An 18,093-nucleotide genomic window follows, 5' to 3' on the forward strand; every position below is an offset into this window, starting at 1 on the left:
ACGACTCATCCCTGGCTTCCTTGAAAAGTAACCTTACCTACGCTCCGACAACATGACAAGACTTCAGACCCCCTACCCCCATGTCAATTCTCCAGCTGCGTCGCAAAGCAAAACGCGTCTGGGTACCTTCCCCAGACACAACAACGGCCCGCAGGATGATTCCTGCGGGCCGAAGGTTTCGTGCGGGTTAGTTCAGTCCGGCGTAGGAGTGCAGACCGGAGACCACCATGTTGATGAAGAACTTGTAGTTCCCCCAGCTCGGAGCATAACAGCAGGTCACAATACGTTTAATGCGTCCAATACGTCCACGGCATCCACCAGGAATATCCCGGGAAAGGGGGAAATCTGGGGGAAATCATGTAGCTCAACCCCACAAGGTTCGAGTCCTTGTGGGGAAGCTTTACATCACACTCCCAGCCCAGCAGATTCACACGCTGGCCTGGGGGTTCCTCTTTTCACCACGGAGCCTGGGGGAACCTCGGGAAAGGTGAAAGAACCTCGGGTGTCGTGAAAATGTCGTGACTCCTACCCCACTGCGTGGGAACTTATCCCGGTGCGCCGGGAGTCTAACAGGACATGATCTTCTTCGACGCTGACTATGAATGGATCCTCGCCCGCAACCGCCGAGAGCTCATCGACGCCCTTCTGTAGCGCATCAACCCCGACAATGATGACCACCTCCTCCGGCTTGCCGCGGCATGCCTCGGATGAGAGGAAGAGAAAGTGATATTCATAGATATGGACATGCCGCAGGGCGTGATCCATCAAACCTCAAAATCTTGTCTTAATTTTGAGTAAAAAATACGATAGCGACGAAAACTTGCCACTTTTATTAGGGAGATTGAAAACAGATGGATTGGGTAAGCATTCTTATCGGCGCGGCCATCGGTGGTGGTTTATCTTGGTTCATTACTTGGGCCTACTACCGAAAGTCCCTGCAGCAACAGGAACAGCTGAGGCAGGTGGACGCTGCGGAGCGCGCTGCGCAAAGGGCAGCTGATGCGGAGAGGAGGGCGCGCGATAGCGAACGGGCGGTCCTCTATAAAAATCGTGAGAGCAGTTACAATGAGCACCAAGCCAAGCCAGATAGAAGATGGGATCTCACGGTGAATTCTAATGGCACTTTGACTCTGGTGAATCGTCGTAAGGCAATTTCAGGTTTCTTTGAAATCATGTTGCATTCCCCGGATGCGGTTGGCACAAGAGAGCCGGTTGTGAGGCATAGTGCTTTGGGGGAAAGGGGAAGTCTCACTTTCCCCCTGCCTGGCGGAATTAATGAAGTCGACGGGATTTTCGTCCAGACTTATGAGGGCCTTGGCTACCCAGAGCAAGAAATAGTCCCAATCCATCCGAAATATACGATGGCAGATTTCCGTGATCCTAGGATATCTCCACAATAAGAAAAGCTGTCCTCCTCCGGTAAATCCGCGCCGGGGCGGGTGGTTTTGTGCGGGTGTGGGTGACGTGGGAGTGGGGGTGGTCCACCGGTGGGGTGGCGAGCTCCCGGTACGCGCGTTGAGTCTGACGTTTTTGGGTGCGGATCAAGGCATCAGTGAGGTAGCACCAGGCTTTCTCCAGTGCTTCGATGATGGGTTTGAGGCTTTCGCTGATCCGTTCCATTACGGGTTCCATGGATCTAGGGTCACGGGCAGTCATGATTTCTCCGGAATGGGTAAAACCCCGCACGTGGTGTGCGGAGCGTAATTAATGACGGTGGACGCGCCAGTTGCGCTAAAAATGAACTTGTTCTTAATTCAATTCCTTGTCTATTTGTGCGATGGAGCTGCACTGAATGGTGCAGACTGGAAGACGATTCTTGGGTTAGTTCCGAATGCAGAAAGTTGGATACCGATGGAATGGCTAAGAATGTCACTCGATTTCTTAAGCACCCTGGCGTGGCCAGTAGTAGTCTTATGGGTCGCGTTTCTGTTTAGGAATCGTCTCGACGGACTGATCGGTAGAGTTTCGAAAGTTTCTGCTGCTGGGGTTAGTGCGGAATTTGAGCAAGAAATTGCGAACCTGAACAGGTCCGTACACGCCACATCTGATGAAGCTGCCCGGTCTCACGGCGATGATTCCCCATCTACGGGCGGAGTTTTACAGCATTCGGCGAATGCTACAAACGGGCTCCCGAGATCATTTTTGATAGAGGCTCGGGAAGTAGCTGATACTTCTCCTACTGCAGCAGCAGTATTAGGGCGTATTGCTCTGGAACTAGCTCTTGATGAACGCGAATTTCCCGGTAGTGATCCGAAGAGGCCGAAGAGGCCGAAGAGGCCGTCTCAGCATTTAGATGATCTGCGTCCACATATTGGTGACACTGTCTACAGGCAATCAATATCAGCGCTAAACCTCGCCAATAAGGCTGCGCATGGTATGGCTGCTGACTTGACTGCGTTTGGAGCCAACCAGCTTCTCGACACAATCGAAGTGCTAATTAAGGAGATTTCTACCACTTGACCTCCTGCTGAACTCTTAGGGCACTAGGATCAGTCAACTGATTAGTCGTGAGTGTCAGGTTCTACAATGAATGAAGGTTCTTGCGGCCATGATTTCTTCCGAGTGAGTGAAGCCCCACCGGTGGGTGGGGCTTCACTAGTAGCGAGGAGATAAGAAACCTGGGCTCCGTAGTCTTCGAGGCCTAAAGTCCAAAATTGTTGATCAGGTATCTTTACTTTCCCGATTAACGACGTTGTTGGGCAGGTGCATTCTCGCGGTGGCTTCCCGGAGGTCACTTAATAGGTCTTCGAATTGCGGTTCGGGATAATGAGATCCGAGATCAGCTGCTGGAAAAATATCTGTATCTGAATATCTGTTATCTTCACGAAGTGCTTTCCCAATAGTGGCGCTTACCTCCTTTAGGCTCCCGTCCGTGGCAACAAGCTCGAGCATGTCCCATGCCTGGATCACCTTACGGCGCCCGATGTATGCAACTTCTCCGACAATTTGTTCCTCCTTAAGCCGTTCTTCAAAAGTTGGATACTCTTCATCCGCCCGGTTTTCTCGAACAGTAAGACGTGTCTCGGCTATTGCAGCTTGCTGTTCTCGCAACATGTGTAGGAAGCGTTTTACTGCTTCTTCCTGCCGCTCAATATTGGCATAGGCTCGTTCTTGAGAAGTCCTCCTCTCTTCCTGAGCATGCTCATCCTTTTTAAGTTGACGCTCATGCTTACGGTCACCATTCCGGTTTATGTATTGAACACCACCGGTAACTAACCCTCCGAAGATTGCTGCCAGCGCTGGCAGTGCTTGGGAAACTACTTCAGTCCATTCCATGTACCGAGTCTACTTTTCGCCCAGTCCTTGTGCTCCCTGTAGTCACACCGAGTACATGTCCGCATAGCGGAACCTACTGGCTCAATCTTGTCGTTGAGGATGTGGCCGTCGAAGAAGCACCACGCCTGGTTGAAGGCCAAGGCCAGCACATGAGTGATGCGTTGCCACAAGTTAGGTGTTCTCATTGGGTGCTCTCTTTCGGGTTGAGATAGAAGCCGGCTATCGCCTTCGTCAGGTGATGGCGGATATGCGCCTCCACAAGCTGATCGGGTGCCTCGGCTACAGGGAGGCTGAGCCGGACTGTTGCCTTGTTGTCATAGAAGAAAACCGTCAAGTAAGCGGTTCTCGTGGAGAGGAAGAACGACTCTTCATATCGCCAGGTGATCTTCATGCCAGGACGGAACAGCCCCTTGCAGATCTTCCCCACACGTTCCTTGTAGGTGGTCACGATTGCTTTTCCTTCCAGTCGCACATGGCGATGATGGCCTCGGCGTACCTCCGGGCCTGTTTCACGGTTGGGAAGCTGTGGTGGATATCAAAGTCGAGGTGCTTCTTCCCGAATTCTTTGACATCACCGACCCTGCCGCCGGTGACGTAAGAGGTGCCGAATTCGTCCTGCTGGACTTGCAGGGTCATGGTCTCCACGTCCTTCCGAGAGTGGTTGCTGACATCGTCATCCCGGCTGATGCACAGATGTCGTAGATGGGGCGGTGGGGTTTGCGGTGGTGGGGTTGGGTGCCCAGCTCATCCAAGAGCTGGTCGGTGTAGTGGCCGGCGAACTCGTCCAGGAGGTGGTGTAGTGCTCCTGGGTCGCTGAACTGTGTCCCGGCGGCCAGCTTCACCGAGGTGGCGTCCAGGGACCGGTGGTGGAACTTCTCCAACACCTCCGGCATGCTCCGGGCAAGGAATGACCGGTCGAATGTCACTGATGACCCCAGCATGGGGAGCTTCTTATCCGTCCACCGCTCCATGAACCGACGGGCCTCCAAGCTGACATTCGAGGGTGGTTTACCCATCCCATCGACCAGATCAGCCCACAACCCCGAATCCTGGTGCATCTTCTGGACCACATCCCCCACCCGGCGGATAGCGATGTGATCGTCCCGGTGCTGCACCACACTCGACCACGACCCCAACGGGCGAAGGTGCTGATCAAAAGCCACCATCCCGATTTCGAGGATGATGTCGAAATGCGCATCCAGGCCCGTGGTCTCCACATCCAACCCAATGAACGCGGCGGTCATGTGTCCCTCCCGGCGCGTGGTGTGCGTCCGAAGGATCTGGATGAGTGGGTGGAGTCGATGCTCGAGGGCCGGCCGTGGGCGAAGGGTAGGCCGTTGGCGGCGTCGACGGCGCGGAAGAAGCGGTCCCAACTGTCGGCGTTGTTTTCTCATGCGGTGCGTGACGGTGTGGTTGCACGTACTCCGTTTACCTCGGAGGTGCGGAAGGTTACGGCGGTGACGGTGGTTGATGATGACGATGACGAGTCGGTGGTGGATCGACTGTTGACGTTGGATCAGATCACCACGCTGATTGATTCCGCCGAGCATGGTGCGACGTGGGAGGAGGTGGTCTATGTCGGCCGGCGGAAGATCTCGATTGAGAAATCCACCCGCAAGTCGTTGGCCACTGCGGTGCTGCTGGAGATCGGGGCGGGCACGGGCCTGCGCGCCGGTGAGGCCGGGGGGCTTAACGTTGGGGATTGGAACCGGGCAACTGGGATGCTCGAGGTGCGCCGGCAATCAAAGGTGTCAGCCAACGGCACCCGCAAGTTGAAGACCCTGCGGTCTCGTCGTGAGGTGCCTGTCCCCGACCGCCTGGGCGAGATCCTCACCCGGTACCTTTTCGAGAACCCCGGGCCGTCTGACCGCCCCCTGCTGCTGACCACGCGGCAGACGAGGTGGACGGCGCGCGCCATCGGCGGCAGAGTCAGATCGCTGCGCCCCATCATTGATTGCGATTGGGTGCGGTTCCACGACCTCAGACACTTCTATGCCACGTCCCTGATCTCCGGCGGCCTACCGATCACGGCGGTGGCTGAGCTCCTGGGCCACACCCCTGCCACCTTGCTGAAGATCTATGCCCACTACCTGCCCGAGGACTCCGACCGCGCCAAGCGGATCATTGATGGAGTCCTCGGGGATAGGGGAAATCAGGGGGAAATCCGCCAACCCAACCTGAAGCTGGTCCAGGGCTAAAACCCTGTGAACTGGTGTTAGTTCAGTCCGGCGTAGGAGTGCAGACCGGAGACAACCATGTTGATGAAGAACAGGTTGAAGACCATGGTGACCAGGGCGACGACGTTGATCCACGCGGCCCTGGTGTCACGCCAGCCCACCGTGGCGCGGGCGTGAAGGTAACCGGCGTAGAGGATCCAGGTGATGAAGGAGACGGTCTCCTTCGGGTCCCAGCCCCAGAAACGACCCCAGGCGGCCTCCGCCCAGATCGCGCCGAGGATGATACCCAGACCGAAGACCGGGACCGTCCAGATGGCGGTCTTGTAGGCCAGGTTGTCCAGGGTCTTCGCTGACGGCAGTGGCTTGGCCACGGCACCGAAGAAGCCCTTCTCACGACCCTTGGGCTGCCACATGCGCAGCAGGTACAGCAGGGAGGCGATACCGGAGACGATGCCGATGGATCCACCGATGGAAACGGTGGACACGTGGATCGGGAACCAGAAGGACTGCAGCGCCGGGACCACCGGAGCGGAATCGGCGTAGAGTTCGGTGCCGCCGTAGAACAGCAGGGCGATCATCGGGGTGATCACCCAGGGCCACATCACACGCAGCTGCGGGCGCTGCAGGAGAAACGCGGCACCGGCCATGGCACCGAAGGTGACCACGAGGACGTACTCGTAGAGGTTGCCGAAGGGGAACCGGTCCGCGGACAGCCCACGCAACACGATGGAGACCAGGTGCACGATCACGCCCAGCCACACCAGGGTCTGGGTCATGTTCGCGAGCTTGCGGGCGCTGGCCTGACGGGCCTCCAGTGCCTCATCGGCAACCAGGCCATCATTGATGTCAGCCGCGCCGGGCAGATCGTGGTCGTCGTTGAAGTGGTCCCGATCGAGGGCATCGACGGCACCGGCCGCGGTGCTGCCACCGGCGGTACCGGCACCGGCACCCGTACCAGTGCCCACCAGTTCCTTCACCCGTGAAGCCTCGCGGCGGGCATCGATGACGCCCTGGATCTTCACGTAGTAGACCAGTGAGATGATCAGGGCCAGTGCGTAGATGATGAAGGCGCTGGCGAAAGCGGTATCCGAGAAGGTCGCATAGGTCTGATTGACCGGCATGGATTCATCCACCCTATTCATTGGAAATCATGGGATTTTATTGACACCCTACCCCCTTGCGCTGGCGGAAACTAATGGGAAACTCATGCTCCGGCAGGTGGTGGCAGGGTTGGTGATGGGCCTGTTCAGGCCTGTTAACTACGGTCGGGAAGCAACTGTCTGCTAGTCCCGGTCGGCGTCATCGAAGTAGACCTCCTCATCCTCATCCGTGTCCTCTAGGCCGAGCAGTTCGCGGTGGAAGTCCTCGTACTCGGCGCCCCAGCCGGCGCGGTCGGTGCGGGCGAGGCCGCCGGTCTCCACGCGGGTGGTGCCATCGGGCTGCGGGTACATGCGCACCCAGATGCGGCGACGGCGCACGGTGAGCGAACCAACCAGGGCGGCCAGGGAGATGACCGTGGTCACCAGCACCCAGTTCTGGGTGGGGTCGCGGCTGATCTGGTAGTTGGCGAACTCGGAGGCACCGTCGAAGGTGATCTCCGTGCCGTCATCCAGGGTGACGGTGTCCCCCACCTGGAGGTTGACACGTTCGATCTTCTGCAGCTGGCCGCTGTGCATCAGGGAGGGGTCCAGGCTGAACAGCTGCTGGCCACGGCCGGTGTCCAGACCGTTGTCACCGCGGTAGATGTCGATGGCCACGGCCGGGTCACGCATCGCCGGGTAGGAGGAGGTGAGCAGTTCACCGTTCTCCCCGGCCCACTCGGCGGTCGGGGCGAACAGGCCCTGGATGGCCAGCTGGTTCTGGCGGCGGTCAAACAGATCCGGGTACAGGCCGGCCGGGGGGTCGAAACGCATGACACCGGAGGACAGGAAGAAGGTCAGGTCATCCGGGCGCCACTGCACGGTCTGGGTGCGGGTCTCCCCGTTGGGCCAGGTGACCGTGAAGGTCGGGGCGAAGCCGTGGCCTTGGAGGTAGACGCGGTCGCCCTCGACGCGCAGGGGGTGGTTGACGCGCAGCTCATAGTCGGTCCAGGTGTCCGGATCGTTGAAGATGTCATCGCCGACGGCGTAGGAGATATTCGAGCGGAACATCTCGGCCTGGCCGCTGGGCAGGTAATCCGCGCTGAAGTCGTGGGCCTCGAAACAGAAGGTGGTCAGGCCGGTGCCGTCGAAGTTGGCACCGGCACGGAAGGAGTCGAAGTTGGCGGTGGCGGTGTTGCAGAACACGGAGTCCTGGGTGTTCTGTTCACCGTCGGTGACCACGATGACCATGCCCTCGTAGTAGAAGAACCGGCCCAGGCCGGCGGTGATGATCATGCCCACGATGCCCAGGTGGAACACCAGGTTGAAGAACTCACGGATGTACCCCTTCTCCGCGGAGATCGACCGGGCACCGGCGCGGTCCTCCTCGGCGGTGAAGGTGTTGGTCCGCCATCCCTTGAGCAGGCGCAGGGCGTTGTTCTCCACCTCGTCGACAGGCTGGTTGACCACCCCGGTGCCGTGGTGCTGCAGACGCGCGAGGTTGCGCGGGGCGCGGACCACGGGGGTTTTCATCGCCTTGTAGTGCTCGATGGACCGGGGCAGGATGCAGCCGACCAGGGAGATCAGCAGCAGGACGTAGATGGCGGTGAACCACGTGGAGGAGAAGACGTCGAAAAGCTGCAGGCGGTCATAGACCTCCGCGAGGCGCCCGTTGTTCTCGATGTATTCGACCACGTTGGATTCGTTGAGGGACCGCTGTGGCAGCAGGGCGCCCGGGATGGCCGCGATGGCCAGCAGGAACAGCAACGCCAGGGCGGTACGCATGCTGGTCAGCCAGTTCCAGGACTTCCGCGCGTAGACCTTCACGGTTTTAAGCATTGTCGTTGCCGGTTCTCTTCCTGTGGTTCAAACGGGGTATGAAAGGTTATTCAGTTATCGAAAAGGGGCTTCCGGGCCGGGTCGCGCGGGGTGTGCTTTACGACGCCGGTGGCGGGGCCTTCACCCCGCCCAGGGTCATCATCAGATGAGGGTGGCACCGTACTCCACGGTCCACTGACGCACCCAGTTGATGAAGATGGCCCAGGAACCGGACAGCAGTGCCACACCGACGAGGATGAGCATGACGCCACCGAAGATCTGGATCTGGCGGGAATGTTTACGCAGCCAGTCCACACCGGTGATCGCACGCGAGGAACCCAGGGCGATGAGCAGGAACGGCAGGCCGAGCCCCATGCAGTAGCCGAGTATGAGGATCACACCGCGCAGGGCGGTCATGCCCTCGGTACCGGCGGAGACGGAGATGATCGCGGCCAGGGTCGGCCCCAGGCACGGTGTCCACCCCAGGGCGAACACGCCACCGAGCAGCGGGGCACCCACCCAGGTGGTCCAGCGTTTCGGGGCCATGCGGGTGTCCCGCTGCAGGGCGGGCACCATGCCCATGAACACCAGTCCCATGAGGATGGTGATCACACCGCCGATGCGCATGAGGGTCTCGGCGTTGAGGGTGAGCATGCTGATCGCACCGAAGACGGTGACGGTGGCCAGGACGAACACCACGGTGAACCCGAGGATGAACAACAGGGCGGCGGTGCCCACCTGGAGGCGTTTGGTCTTGACCATCGTGCCACCGGAGGTGTACTCCACATCCCCGCCGACCACGCCGGCGAGGTAGGAGATGTAGCCGGGTACCAGGGGCACCACACACGGGCTGGCGAAGGAGACGAGGCCGGCGGCCAGGGCAGCGAGGATACCCAGGAACAGGGGGCCGGAACCGACGATGTCAGCGAACTGCTGGCCGATCCCCTGCGCCAGAATGATCTCGTTCATCTCAGGCCTCTTCCACCAGTGGCAGAGCCACGTCGAGGATCTCATCGGCGGTGATCTCGCGGAGGAACACCGCGGCGGGGCGGTGCTGTTTGTCCAGGACGATGGTGGTGGGGATGACCGAGGCCGGCACACCACCGAGCTGGGCGGCGGTCATGAAGGGTGGATCGTAGATGCTCGGGAAGGTCAGGCCGTTGTCCACCGTGAAGTCCTGGGCGATCTCCCGGGAGTAGTCACGGACATTGATGCCCAGGACGGTGCCACCCGGGGTGGAACCGTCACCGGCTGTCTGGAGCTGTTCGTGGATCTCCTGCAGGTCATCGGATTCCGAGCGGCACGGCGCGCACCACTGCCCCCAGGCGTTGAGGACAACCACCTGGTTCTCGTAGTCGGCGAGGTTGATCTCGGTGTTCTCATCCATGAGGGAGTCACCGCTGATCTGGTCGAGGGGCTGGCGTTCATCCTCCTCGTAGAAGATGTCCATCTGTCCGCCCGGCGAGTGGAACTGGAAGGTGCCGCCGACAGCCACCGCGTCGGTTCCCGCAGTGTCCTCGGCGCTGCAGGCCACCAGGGTGGTGGACCCGATGATGGCGGCACCGATGGTGGCTGCGATTTTCCTGACACGCACGGTTGATCAGAGCTCCTGTGCTGGTTCGGTGTAGTGGACGTCCACGATCTGGTCGTCCTGGAACACCAGTGAGGTGACGGAGGCCAGGTCACACTGGCGCTTGGCCGGGTTGTGCCACAGCCGCTGGCCCCGGGCGGCACGTTGGATGCAGACGATGGGCAGCTGGTGGCTGACCAGGATCGCCTCGCGGCCCTCGGCGGCCTCACGGGCGCGGTCGACGGCCTTCATCACGCGCGCGGCGATATCCACGTAGTGCTCACCCCAGCTGGGCTGCAGCGGGTTGTACATCAGCTGCCAGCGCACGGGGTTGAGCAGCTGGGAACGCCATCCACGGGTGCGCAACCCCTCGAAGCGGTTGCCGGCCTCCAGGAGATCCTCATCGGTGTGGAGGTCCAAACCGGTGACCTCCACGAAGGGTTCGGCGGTTTCCTGCACGCGCTGGAGCGGGGAGGCCGCGAGGTAGGCCACATCGTGGTCGGCGAAGGCGGCCGCGGTGGTCGCGGCCTGTTTCCGTCCGCGTTCGGAGAGCGTGTATCCGGGCATGCGGCCGTAGAGGATCTTCTCGGGGTTGTGTACCTCGCCGTGGCGGACGAGGTGGACAATCGTGGAGCTCATGACACCTTAGGGTTCAGGGTGGGGCCCGGCCTCAGGTGGCACCGGACCCCGGAAGGGGGTTCTGGTTGTTATGCGGTGGCAGCCGCAGCCGCACGGGCGGCGGGAACCAGGGCATTGTCGATCTTCTGGAAATCATCGTCCGTCAGGGCCGAGGACACAAACCAGGTTTCGAACACACTCGGTGGGGCGTAGACACCGTGATCGAGCAGCGCGTGGAAGAACGGTGCGAACCGGAAGGTGTCAGCGTTCTTCATGTCGGTGAAGTTGTGCCCCTCCCCCTCGGCGAACCGGATGGAGAGCATGTTGGAGGCGCGCTGGATGTGGTGCGCCACTCCCTCGCGGGTGAGTGCGTCGGAGATCAAGCCGTGCAGGCGGTCGGCGTTGGTGTCGATGGTGCGGTAGACCTCCTCGGTCGCCGCGCTTAACGACGCCCGGCCCGCCGCCACAGCCACCGGGTTACCGGACAGCGTCCCGGCCTGGTAGACGGGGCCCTGCGGGGCCAGCATGTTCATGATCTCGGCGCGACCACCGAAGGCTGCGGCCGGCAGACCACCGGAGACGACCTTGCCGAAGGTGACCAGGTCCGCACGGACCTTGTCCACACCGAACCAACCACGGTAGGAGGTGCGGAAACCGGTCATGACCTCATCGAGGATGAGCAGTGCGCCGTCGGCATGCGCGATGGCCAGCAGATGCTCATTGAAGTGGTTCTGCGGTGCCACGGTGCCCATGTTGCCGGCGGCGGCCTCAGTGATGATGCAGGCGATCTGGCCGGGGAACTCGGCGAAGGCGGCACGCACGGCCTCGATGTCGTTGTAGGGCACCACGATGGTGTCGCGGGTCTGCGCACCGGTGATACCGGGGGAATCCGGCAGGGCGAAGGTGGCCACACCGGATCCGGCGGAGGCCAGCAGGGAATCCACGTGGCCGTGGTAGCAGCCGTCGAACTTCAGGATCTTGGGGCGCTGGGTGTAACCGCGGGCCAGACGGACCGCGGACATGGTGGCCTCGGTGCCGGAGTTGACCAGGCGGACCTCCTCCACGGAGGTGCGGTTGATGATGTCCTGCGCCAGTTCCACCTCACCGATGGTGGGGGCACCGAAGGACAGTCCGTCGACGATGGTCTTCTGCACCGCCTCCAGCACGGCCGGGTGGGCGTGTCCCATGAGCATGGGACCCCAGGAGCAGACCAGGTCGACATACTCATTGCCGTCGACGTCGATGAGGATGGAGCCATGGGCCCGGTCGATGAACCGGGCCTGGCCACCGACGGAGCCGAAGGCCCTCACGGGCGAGTTCACACCTCCCGGGGTGAACATCTTGGCTTTTTCAAACCACTCGATGGAACGGGAGACGTTGGCGGAAGTACCCGACGGGGAAGCAGACATATCAACCATTGTATTGATTCAACCTCACAAACCAATCCTGCGGATTAACGGGGGAAACCTATGCATGGAGCAGTCGTTCGACTGCGGCCTTCGCATCGGTGATGATGGCGGGCACTCCCACACCGGAAGCCCAAGCTCCGATGGCTTCGAGCCCGTTAACCTTGGAAATCTCTGTGCGGGCCCGGGCGACGGTGGCGATGTGGTCAACACCATAGTTCGGCAGACCCCCGAACCACCGCTGGACAAAGATTTCGGACAGGCCGGCGACGCGGCCATCGAAACCGGTGATGGTCTGGAGATCATCCAGGGCCGCATCAACCAGGTCGTCCTCATCCATGCGGGCGGTGGCCTCGTCGCCAAGCCGTCCGAAGGACGCGCGCACCAGCGCGCCGCCCCGCTTGCCCAGGTGGGGCCACTTCTTCGAGGAGAAGGTGAACGCCTTGGCGGTGATGCCCGGCTCGCCGCTGGCCACGAGCACACCGGAGACATCCGGCAGCCCCTCGGCGGAATCAAACCGCATGCCCACCACGGCCGATGATGCCAGCTGGATGGTCTTGAGGTATTCGGTGGCACCGGGTGCGACCTCGCGCAGCAGGACCGCCGCGGTGGGGGCCGGTACGGCGAGAATCACCCGGTCATAGGTGCCCTCTCCCCCACCCTTGATCTGGAAGCCACCGCCGTTGACCTGGGCGATGGCGGAGACGAAGCTGTCGAGGTGGATGTCGGCACCGCACTGATCAGCCAGGGCCTCATAGAGTTCGGCGTAACCGCCACGGAAGGCCTGGAACACCGGGGTGGTCTCGGAGTTCTTCCGCGCCTCAGCGCGTTCGGTCTCCACGAGTTTCACCGCACCACTCAGGGTGACGGGCTCGCCGGACTCCGCCAGGCGGTCGAGCGCCTCTGCCAGGGCCGGGACGGTTGCCCGGATGCCCAGGTCATCAGCGGAGGAGGAGTACACCCCACCCAGCAGCGCGGAGACCAGGACATCGGCGACCTCATCGGAGTACCTGGCGCGCACCAGCGCGCCCACGGAGGCGTCCCCGCCGACCTGCCAGTCGACTGGGGCGGTGCCGGCTTCAGCGTCGATAAGCACCCGGGTCTCCTCGGAGAGGATCTCCTCCAGGCCCGCGGAGGAGGACGGGATGCCCATGACACCGCCGCGCGGCAGGGGGCGCAGTCTCCCACCGGCGTAGAGCTGCGAGCGGGCACCGGATGGGGTGACCAGCGAATCGCCGAGGCCGAGTTCGTGGAAGAACTCGGTGGCATCGGCGCGGGTGGCCAGGTAGGCCTCCGCACCCATGTCGGTGGGGCCGGATTCGAACGGGACGGTGAAGAGTTTGCCACCGATGCGTTCACCCGCCTCCAGGACATCGATGTGGGTATCCGGGTCGGCCTTGTGGATCTCATAGGCGGCGGTCAGGCCGGCGAGACCCGCGCCGATGATGGCGATGCGCATGTGTGAAAACCCCTCGTGGTCGAAATTAGGAAGCGTGGATGATGGAGACAGCCTCGGTGATGTCCTCCGCCACGGTGTTCGGCAGGACGCCGTGACCCAGGTTGAAGATATGGCCGGTGGCGTTGCCCGCGGCGATCGCGGCGGCGGCCTCACCCTTGATGCGGTTGACCTCGCGGGTCAGTGGTTCGGTGCCAGCGAACAGCAGCGCCGGATCCAGGTTGCCCTGCAGGACCTTCGGGCCGGACACCGCGGCGATGCGCTCGGCTGCCTTGTCCAACGGTACGCGCCAGTCCACACCCATGACCTCGGAGCCGGCGCGACTCATCGCACCGAGCAGCTCACCGGTGCCCACACCGAAGTGGATGCGTGGCAGCTGGTACTGCTCGACCTCCTCCAGGATCCGGGTGGAGTACGGCAGGACATGCTCGGTGTAGTCACGTTCGGTGAGGAAGCCCGCCCAGGAGTCGAACAGCTGCATGGCGTCGATACCGGCGTCGATCTGGGTTTTCAGGAAGTTGACCACGGTGGGCACCAGGCGTTCCATCAGCGCGTGCCAGGTCTCCGGCTCGGCGTGGATCATGGCCTTGGTGCGCTCGTGGTTCTTGGAGGGTCCGCCCTCGACCAGGTAGCTGGCCAGGGTGAAGGGTGCACCGGCGAAACCGATGAGGGCCTGGGTGTCGGTCAGTTCATCGAGGATGATGGAGATACCCTTGGACACCTCGGTGACCTCGTGGTCGAGGATGGGGAGGTTGTCAATATCCGCCCGGGTGCGCACCGGCTGGTCCATGACCGGACCGCGGCCGGGGACGATCTCCACGCCCACGCCCGCCGCACGCAGGGGGACGACGATATCGGAGAACAGGATCGCGGCGTCGACATCATGACGGCGCACCGGCTGCATGGTGATCTCGGCGAGCAGTTCCGGCATGAAGCAGGAATCCAGCATGCTGATGCCCTCACGGACCTTGAGGTACTCGGGCAGGGAGCGTCCCGCCTGGCGCATGAACCACACCGGGGTGCGGGTAGGGGTCTTGCCGTGGGCGGCATCGAGGAGGGGGGCGTTGTTCAGGACACGACGCGTTGCGGGGATCAACTGAGAAGACATGGTCTCAATAGTGCCCCATCCCCCCAAATTTGGGAAAAGAAGCCCCACCTTATATTGATGGCGGGTGTCCACCTAAGGGTGGAGACGGGGTTCAGCTCAAGGCCAGGGAGGGTTCAGAACCGGCGCGCCCACCCGGAGCGCCACTCGATCACCACGGTGGAGGCCAGCATGAGCACGGTGGCCGCCATCGGGTGCAGCACACCGGCCATGGCCGCCAGCACCGTCACCACGTTGTATCCCCAGGCCAGGACGATATTGCCGTTCATCAGGCGGACATACCGGCGGGCCAGCAGGAAGAGCCGGGGCACGGAGCTGACCTCACGGCGCAGCAGGATGACATCGGCGGCCGGATCATCGGAATCATCGCGGATCTCCGCCGGGTCATCGACATCCATGAGCATGCCCACATCCGCCACCCGCAGGGTGTCCAGGACGGAGCTGTCCCCCACCATCGCCACCGTGGAACCCCGGGTGTGGATGGCACGTACCGCCTGCGGTTTCTTCCCCGGCGCGATACCCGCCAGGACGTGGGTGATGCCGAGACCGTCGGCGAAGCGCCGTGCCACGGGGTAGGTGTCACGGCTCAACATGACGGTTTCCACACCGAGGTCCTCCAGGTCGGTGATCGCATCCTGGGCATCGAGGCGTTCCTGGTCGTGCAGGGTGATCACACCCCGGTCCCGGCCCTTCCACCGCACAATGAGCGGGGCACCGCCGGAGATCGCCGCCGCGGCCAGGCGCGGGCTGAGTTGGGAACGGACCTCGGTCATGGAGCTGGGACGCCACAGCAGGGCCTCCACGGCACGCAGGCGAATGACCCCGTCGGAATCACGCAGGGGTACCTCGACGGTGCCGTGGAAGGAGCCCTCCTCGGTGATGTCGACGGTGCCCACCTCGATCCAGTGGGGGATGTCCTCACCGCCGGCGCCGGTGTCGCGGGCTTCGCGGGCCGCGCGAACCAGTGCCTGGGAGACCGGGTGGTCTGATTCCATGGCCAGGGCACCGGCGACGCGGAGCACCAGTTCCGGGTCCTCGCCCTTGTCCGCGGTGACGGTCTCGACGTTCATCACCCCGTCGGTGAGCGTGCCCAGGCGGTTGAAGATGACCGTGTCCACATCATCGATGATGCGCAGGGTCTCACCGGAACTGACCAGGATGCCCTGGCGTGCGGCGGCCTCCACGGAGTTTCTGGTGGCCAGGGCCGTGGACAGTGCCAGGGACATGGGTCCTACACCGGCGAGGATGGACAGGGCGGTGAGGAAGGCGGCGTTGACGTTGCCGGTGATCAGCGCCCACAGGATGAAATCCCCCACCGCGAGGGTCAGGGCCACCGGCACCAGGGTGGCGGCGGACCGCAGTGCCGCCCGGTTGTGCCGGTTCTCCTTGACGGTGGCTTCCCGCACCCACCGAGACACCGCCGCGATGCGGGTGCGGTGCCCGGTGCGCACCGCCCGGACCTTGATCTCGCGTTCCAGGTTCAGGACCCCGGCGAAGACCTTGTCCTGGACCTTCACGGTGCGCTGGTCATGCCCCATGATGATGCTCGCGGCGATGCGGGTGCCGCCACCGATGATCACCCCGTCCACCGGGATCACGGACCCGGGTGGCACGATCACATCATCGTTGACGCGGACCTCCTGCAGGGGGATCTGCAATTCCGCGGGCTTGCGGGTCAGTTTGTGTTTGCGGACCACGGTCACCGGTCGTTGCGGGTCGATCTGGAGTCGTTCCAGCTCCGCGAGCAGGCTGGACTGCGCGGTACGGCGTGCCAACAGCCGGCCGCCGAGCAGGAGCACGGTGATGCCGCAGGCGACATCGAAGAACACCTCACTCTCGGAGTGCACACCGTAGTTGAAGGCGAACCAGGTCAGGTTGGAACGCCACCCCGGATCACCTGCCGGGGTGAAGATGAGCATGGCTGATGACCACGCATAGGCTGCCAGCACCGCCACGGAGCTGGTGGCATCGAGTGCCGACAGACCACGGCGCACTCCTCCGGCCGCCGCCCGGTGGAAGGGCCAGGCCCCCCACGTGACCACCGGCAGGGACATCGCGGCCGTCACCCACTGCCAGTAGTCGAACTGCAGCGACGGGGTGGAGGAGATCACCAGCACGAACAGTGCCAGGGGCAGGGAGAGCCAGAAACGCAGCGGGGTGATCAGGGCACGGGCGGTGAACAGCACGTCCCCCGTGGCACCGATGTCCCCGGCGGGATTACTGCCCCGCCTGCGGGAGAGGAATCCGGCCTCCCGGGCGCGGAGCACCTGGGTTTTCTCCTGCCTGGCATGCTGGCGCACCCGGGGGCTGATCCGACGCGAATCACCCCGGCTGCGGCTGTGTTCCAGTCGTTTCTGATGGCTGTGATCGCCGGCCAGCCGATGGGACCGGCGGATGAGGGAGGAGGTGGTGAGGTGGGCGCTGACTCCAAACCGTTCAAACACGCGGATCAGCCGCTCCGGGTCTTCACCCTCATTGGCGGATATCCAGGCGGTGGCCGAGGGGTAGACGATGGTGGCCGCCACGCCCGGGATCTCCTCGAGCGCCTTCTCGATGGGAATGAGTGAGGGGGCACCCTCGAGGTTCTCCAATTCGAAGGCCAGCGAGACCTTCCGGGCCGGGGCCTGCTCCTCCGCATCCTCCGGGGTGTGCCGTTCGGCGTTCACCCCGACGCCTGCCTTGAGTGCGGCGGACCTGGCCAGGGTGATCGCCTCGAAGACGGAGGTGTCCAACTCCCGGTCACTATCGGCATCAGCCGCACCGGTGTGATCACCTGCCTGCTCGCTGAACTGATCACGTGGCTGATCAGCTGACTGCTCACGCAGCTGATCCGGGTGACGGTCCTGCTCAGTCACTGGGCATTCCTTTCCTGAGGAACGACGCAGGTGAGGTGGAGGGAGGGAAACCTGCTGCCCAAAGTATAGGGCCGCAGGTGCCCATCATTACAGGCACGCCGACGCTGCGTGCTTGCCGACGACCAACCTACCCACGCATCTGCTTGGTGCGGTGATTCTGGGCGACCAGCTGATTGACGTCCGGGCGGAACAGCAACAGACATCCGGCGGCGAGCAGCAGCGCGATGAGGGCCAGCGAGGGACCCCCGGCGCGGGTGACAAAAGACAACAGGTCTACCAGCATCACCAGCAGCGCGATGACCAGCAGCAGCCGACGGATGTTCTTGCCGCCGCGGGGCACCTGGGAGATCAGGGCCGCGACGACGATGCCGGCCAGACCATTGACCAGTCCGATGAATTTCTGGTTGTTTACCACCACCTCCTGGTACTCCATCTCGGTATCGGCGGGGCCGGTGTATCCGGCGGTGTAGAGCACCAACCCGGTCAGGACCATGAGGATTCCCGCCCCGATGAAGAAGGCGAATGCCCACTTGAGGGAGGGGGGAATGCCCGTGCCGTCATAGGGTTTCCGAGGACGGCGGTTGGGGTCATCGCCGCCGGATGCTGGTGTCGGGAACATGGTGGGCACGGTGGACTCCAATGGTGTGGTGCGGGGAAGCACGGGGTCAGGGGTACAGGTGAGAGAGGCGTGGTGTCGGGGATTATACGGGGTGTCCGTCAGCGGTGCTGGCCA

General features: G+C 62.5%; 19 protein-coding genes. 3 read left to right on the forward strand and 16 right to left on the reverse strand.

From position 1 onward, the window contains the following. Nucleotides 1–525 precede the first annotated feature (525 nt). Entirely contained in the window at nt 526–765 is a 240-nt protein-coding gene (locus tag H9627_RS04265; protein WP_191732766.1) for a hypothetical protein, read from the reverse strand. A gap of 86 nt (nt 766–851) precedes the next feature. Between H9627_RS04265 and H9627_RS04270 the strand changes: the two genes are divergently transcribed. Beyond that, on the forward strand, nt 852–1,400 hold the full coding sequence (locus H9627_RS04270; protein ID WP_191732767.1) for a hypothetical protein: 549 nt from the start codon (nt 852–854) through the stop codon (nt 1,398–1,400). Here H9627_RS04270 and H9627_RS04275 read toward each other — a convergent pair. Continuing rightward, nucleotides 1,381–1,620, reverse strand: coding sequence for a hypothetical protein (locus H9627_RS04275; protein WP_191732768.1), 240 nt, complete (start codon nt 1,618–1,620; stop codon nt 1,381–1,383). The two genes, H9627_RS04270 and H9627_RS04275, sit on opposite strands and share 20 nt — an antisense overlap. Before the next feature lie 87 nt (nt 1,621–1,707). Here H9627_RS04275 and H9627_RS04280 point away from each other — a divergent pair, with 87 nt between their 5' ends. Further along, nucleotides 1,708–2,460, forward strand: coding sequence for a hypothetical protein (locus H9627_RS04280; RefSeq protein ID WP_191732769.1), 753 nt, complete (start codon nt 1,708–1,710; stop codon nt 2,458–2,460). Nucleotides 2,461–2,661: 201 nt separating this feature from the next. Here H9627_RS04280 and H9627_RS04285 read toward each other — a convergent pair whose 3' ends face one another. The 4 genes from H9627_RS04285 to H9627_RS04300 form a co-directional block, all read right to left on the reverse strand. Further along, nucleotides 2,662–3,276, reverse strand: coding sequence for a hypothetical protein (locus H9627_RS04285; protein WP_191732770.1), 615 nt, complete (start codon nt 3,274–3,276; stop codon nt 2,662–2,664). Nucleotides 3,277–3,457: 181 nt separating this feature from the next. Further along, nucleotides 3,458–3,724 carry a hypothetical protein gene (locus H9627_RS04290; protein WP_191732771.1) on the reverse strand — a complete coding sequence of 89 codons (267 nt, stop codon included), beginning with the start codon at nt 3,722–3,724 and terminating at the stop codon, nt 3,458–3,460. Next, nucleotides 3,721–3,912, reverse strand: coding sequence for a hypothetical protein (locus H9627_RS04295; RefSeq protein WP_191732772.1), 192 nt, complete (start codon nt 3,910–3,912; stop codon nt 3,721–3,723). Before H9627_RS04295 ends, H9627_RS04290 begins: the two co-directional genes overlap by 4 nt. Next, a complete protein-coding gene (locus H9627_RS04300; RefSeq protein ID WP_191732773.1) occupies nt 3,909–4,520 on the reverse strand; it encodes an exonuclease domain-containing protein in 612 nt (203 codons plus the stop codon). Before H9627_RS04300 ends, H9627_RS04295 begins: the two co-directional genes overlap by 4 nt. Here H9627_RS04300 and H9627_RS04305 point away from each other — a divergent pair. Next, nucleotides 4,467–5,474 (forward strand): tyrosine-type recombinase/integrase, encoded by a 1,008-nt coding sequence (locus tag H9627_RS04305; protein WP_191732774.1) that lies wholly within the window; start codon nt 4,467–4,469, stop codon nt 5,472–5,474. The two genes, H9627_RS04300 and H9627_RS04305, sit on opposite strands and share 54 nt — an antisense overlap. Before the next feature lie 17 nt (nt 5,475–5,491). On the opposite strand, the gene ccsB is transcribed toward H9627_RS04305, so the two are convergent. The 10 genes from ccsB to H9627_RS04355 all read right to left on the reverse strand — a co-directional run bounded on the left by ccsB (nt 5,492) and on the right by H9627_RS04355 (nt 18,021). Beyond that, complete coding sequence (gene ccsB, locus H9627_RS04310; RefSeq protein WP_191732869.1) at nt 5,492–6,574, reverse strand: c-type cytochrome biogenesis protein CcsB; 1,083 nt, start codon at nt 6,572–6,574, stop codon at nt 5,492–5,494. Between the two features lie 162 nt (nt 6,575–6,736). Next, nucleotides 6,737–8,371 (reverse strand): cytochrome c biogenesis protein ResB, encoded by a 1,635-nt coding sequence (resB, locus tag H9627_RS04315; RefSeq protein WP_191732775.1) that lies wholly within the window; start codon nt 8,369–8,371, stop codon nt 6,737–6,739. 141 nt (nt 8,372–8,512) lie between these two features. Continuing rightward, nucleotides 8,513–9,319, reverse strand: coding sequence for a cytochrome c biogenesis CcdA family protein (locus tag H9627_RS04320; RefSeq protein ID WP_191732776.1), 807 nt, complete (start codon nt 9,317–9,319; stop codon nt 8,513–8,515). Nucleotide 9,320: 1 nt separating this feature from the next. Continuing rightward, a complete protein-coding gene (locus H9627_RS04325; RefSeq protein WP_191732777.1) occupies nt 9,321–9,944 on the reverse strand; it encodes a TlpA family protein disulfide reductase in 624 nt (207 codons plus the stop codon). A gap of 6 nt (nt 9,945–9,950) precedes the next feature. After that, on the reverse strand, nt 9,951–10,559 hold the full coding sequence (locus tag H9627_RS04330) for a histidine phosphatase family protein (RefSeq protein ID WP_191732778.1): 609 nt from the start codon (nt 10,557–10,559) through the stop codon (nt 9,951–9,953). Between the two features lie 68 nt (nt 10,560–10,627). After that, nucleotides 10,628–11,956, reverse strand: a complete 1,329-nt coding sequence (gene hemL / locus H9627_RS04335) for a glutamate-1-semialdehyde 2,1-aminomutase (RefSeq protein WP_191732779.1) — start codon at nt 11,954–11,956, stop codon at nt 10,628–10,630. A gap of 49 nt (nt 11,957–12,005) precedes the next feature. Further along, complete coding sequence (locus H9627_RS04340; RefSeq protein WP_191732780.1) at nt 12,006–13,403, reverse strand: protoporphyrinogen oxidase; 1,398 nt, start codon at nt 13,401–13,403, stop codon at nt 12,006–12,008. 25 nt (nt 13,404–13,428) lie between these two features. Continuing rightward, nucleotides 13,429–14,508: a uroporphyrinogen decarboxylase gene (gene hemE / locus H9627_RS04345; protein ID WP_191732781.1), complete on the reverse strand. Its 1,080-nt coding sequence runs from the start codon at nt 14,506–14,508 to the stop codon at nt 13,429–13,431. A 113-nt stretch (nt 14,509–14,621) separates the two neighbouring features. Further along, a complete protein-coding gene (locus H9627_RS04350; protein ID WP_191732870.1) occupies nt 14,622–17,237 on the reverse strand; it encodes a heavy metal translocating P-type ATPase in 2,616 nt (871 codons plus the stop codon). Between the two features lie 250 nt (nt 17,238–17,487). Further along, entirely contained in the window at nt 17,488–18,021 is a 534-nt protein-coding gene (locus tag H9627_RS04355; protein ID WP_318247754.1) for a hypothetical protein, read from the reverse strand. Nucleotides 18,022–18,093: the final 72 nt, after the last annotated feature.

This window comes from Corynebacterium gallinarum (assembly GCF_014837045.1).
GTDB lineage: Bacteria > Actinomycetota > Actinomycetes > Mycobacteriales > Mycobacteriaceae > Corynebacterium > Corynebacterium gallinarum.

Bases quoted from the DNA above. Each gene is read 5' to 3' on its own strand.
- H9627_RS04265 (WP_191732766.1), bottom strand. From the start codon at position 765: ATGGATCACGCCCTGCGGCATGTCCATATCTATGAATATCACTTTCTC.
- H9627_RS04270 (WP_191732767.1), top strand. From the start codon at position 852: ATGGATTGGGTAAGCATTCTTATCGGCGCGGCCATCGGTGGTGGTTTA.
- H9627_RS04275 (WP_191732768.1), bottom strand. From the start codon at position 1,620: ATGGAACGGATCAGCGAAAGCCTCAAACCCATCATCGAAGCACTGGAG.
- H9627_RS04280 (WP_191732769.1), top strand. From the start codon at position 1,708: ATGACGGTGGACGCGCCAGTTGCGCTAAAAATGAACTTGTTCTTAATT.
- H9627_RS04285 (WP_191732770.1), bottom strand. From the start codon at position 3,276: ATGGAATGGACTGAAGTAGTTTCCCAAGCACTGCCAGCGCTGGCAGCA.
- H9627_RS04295 (WP_191732772.1), bottom strand. From the start codon at position 3,912: ATGACCCTGCAAGTCCAGCAGGACGAATTCGGCACCTCTTACGTCACC.
- H9627_RS04305 (WP_191732774.1), top strand. From the start codon at position 4,467: ATGCGCATCCAGGCCCGTGGTCTCCACATCCAACCCAATGAACGCGGC.
- H9627_RS04300 (WP_191732773.1), bottom strand. From the start codon at position 4,520: ATGACCGCCGCGTTCATTGGGTTGGATGTGGAGACCACGGGCCTGGAT.
- ccsB (WP_191732869.1), bottom strand. From the start codon at position 6,574: ATGCCGGTCAATCAGACCTATGCGACCTTCTCGGATACCGCTTTCGCC.
- resB (WP_191732775.1), bottom strand. From the start codon at position 8,371: ATGCTTAAAACCGTGAAGGTCTACGCGCGGAAGTCCTGGAACTGGCTG.
- H9627_RS04320 (WP_191732776.1), bottom strand. From the start codon at position 9,319: ATGAACGAGATCATTCTGGCGCAGGGGATCGGCCAGCAGTTCGCTGAC.
- H9627_RS04330 (WP_191732778.1), bottom strand. From the start codon at position 10,559: ATGAGCTCCACGATTGTCCACCTCGTCCGCCACGGCGAGGTACACAAC.
- hemL (WP_191732779.1), bottom strand. From the start codon at position 11,956: ATGGTTGATATGTCTGCTTCCCCGTCGGGTACTTCCGCCAACGTCTCC.
- H9627_RS04340 (WP_191732780.1), bottom strand. From the start codon at position 13,403: ATGCGCATCGCCATCATCGGCGCGGGTCTCGCCGGCCTGACCGCCGCC.
- hemE (WP_191732781.1), bottom strand. From the start codon at position 14,508: ATGTCTTCTCAGTTGATCCCCGCAACGCGTCGTGTCCTGAACAACGCC.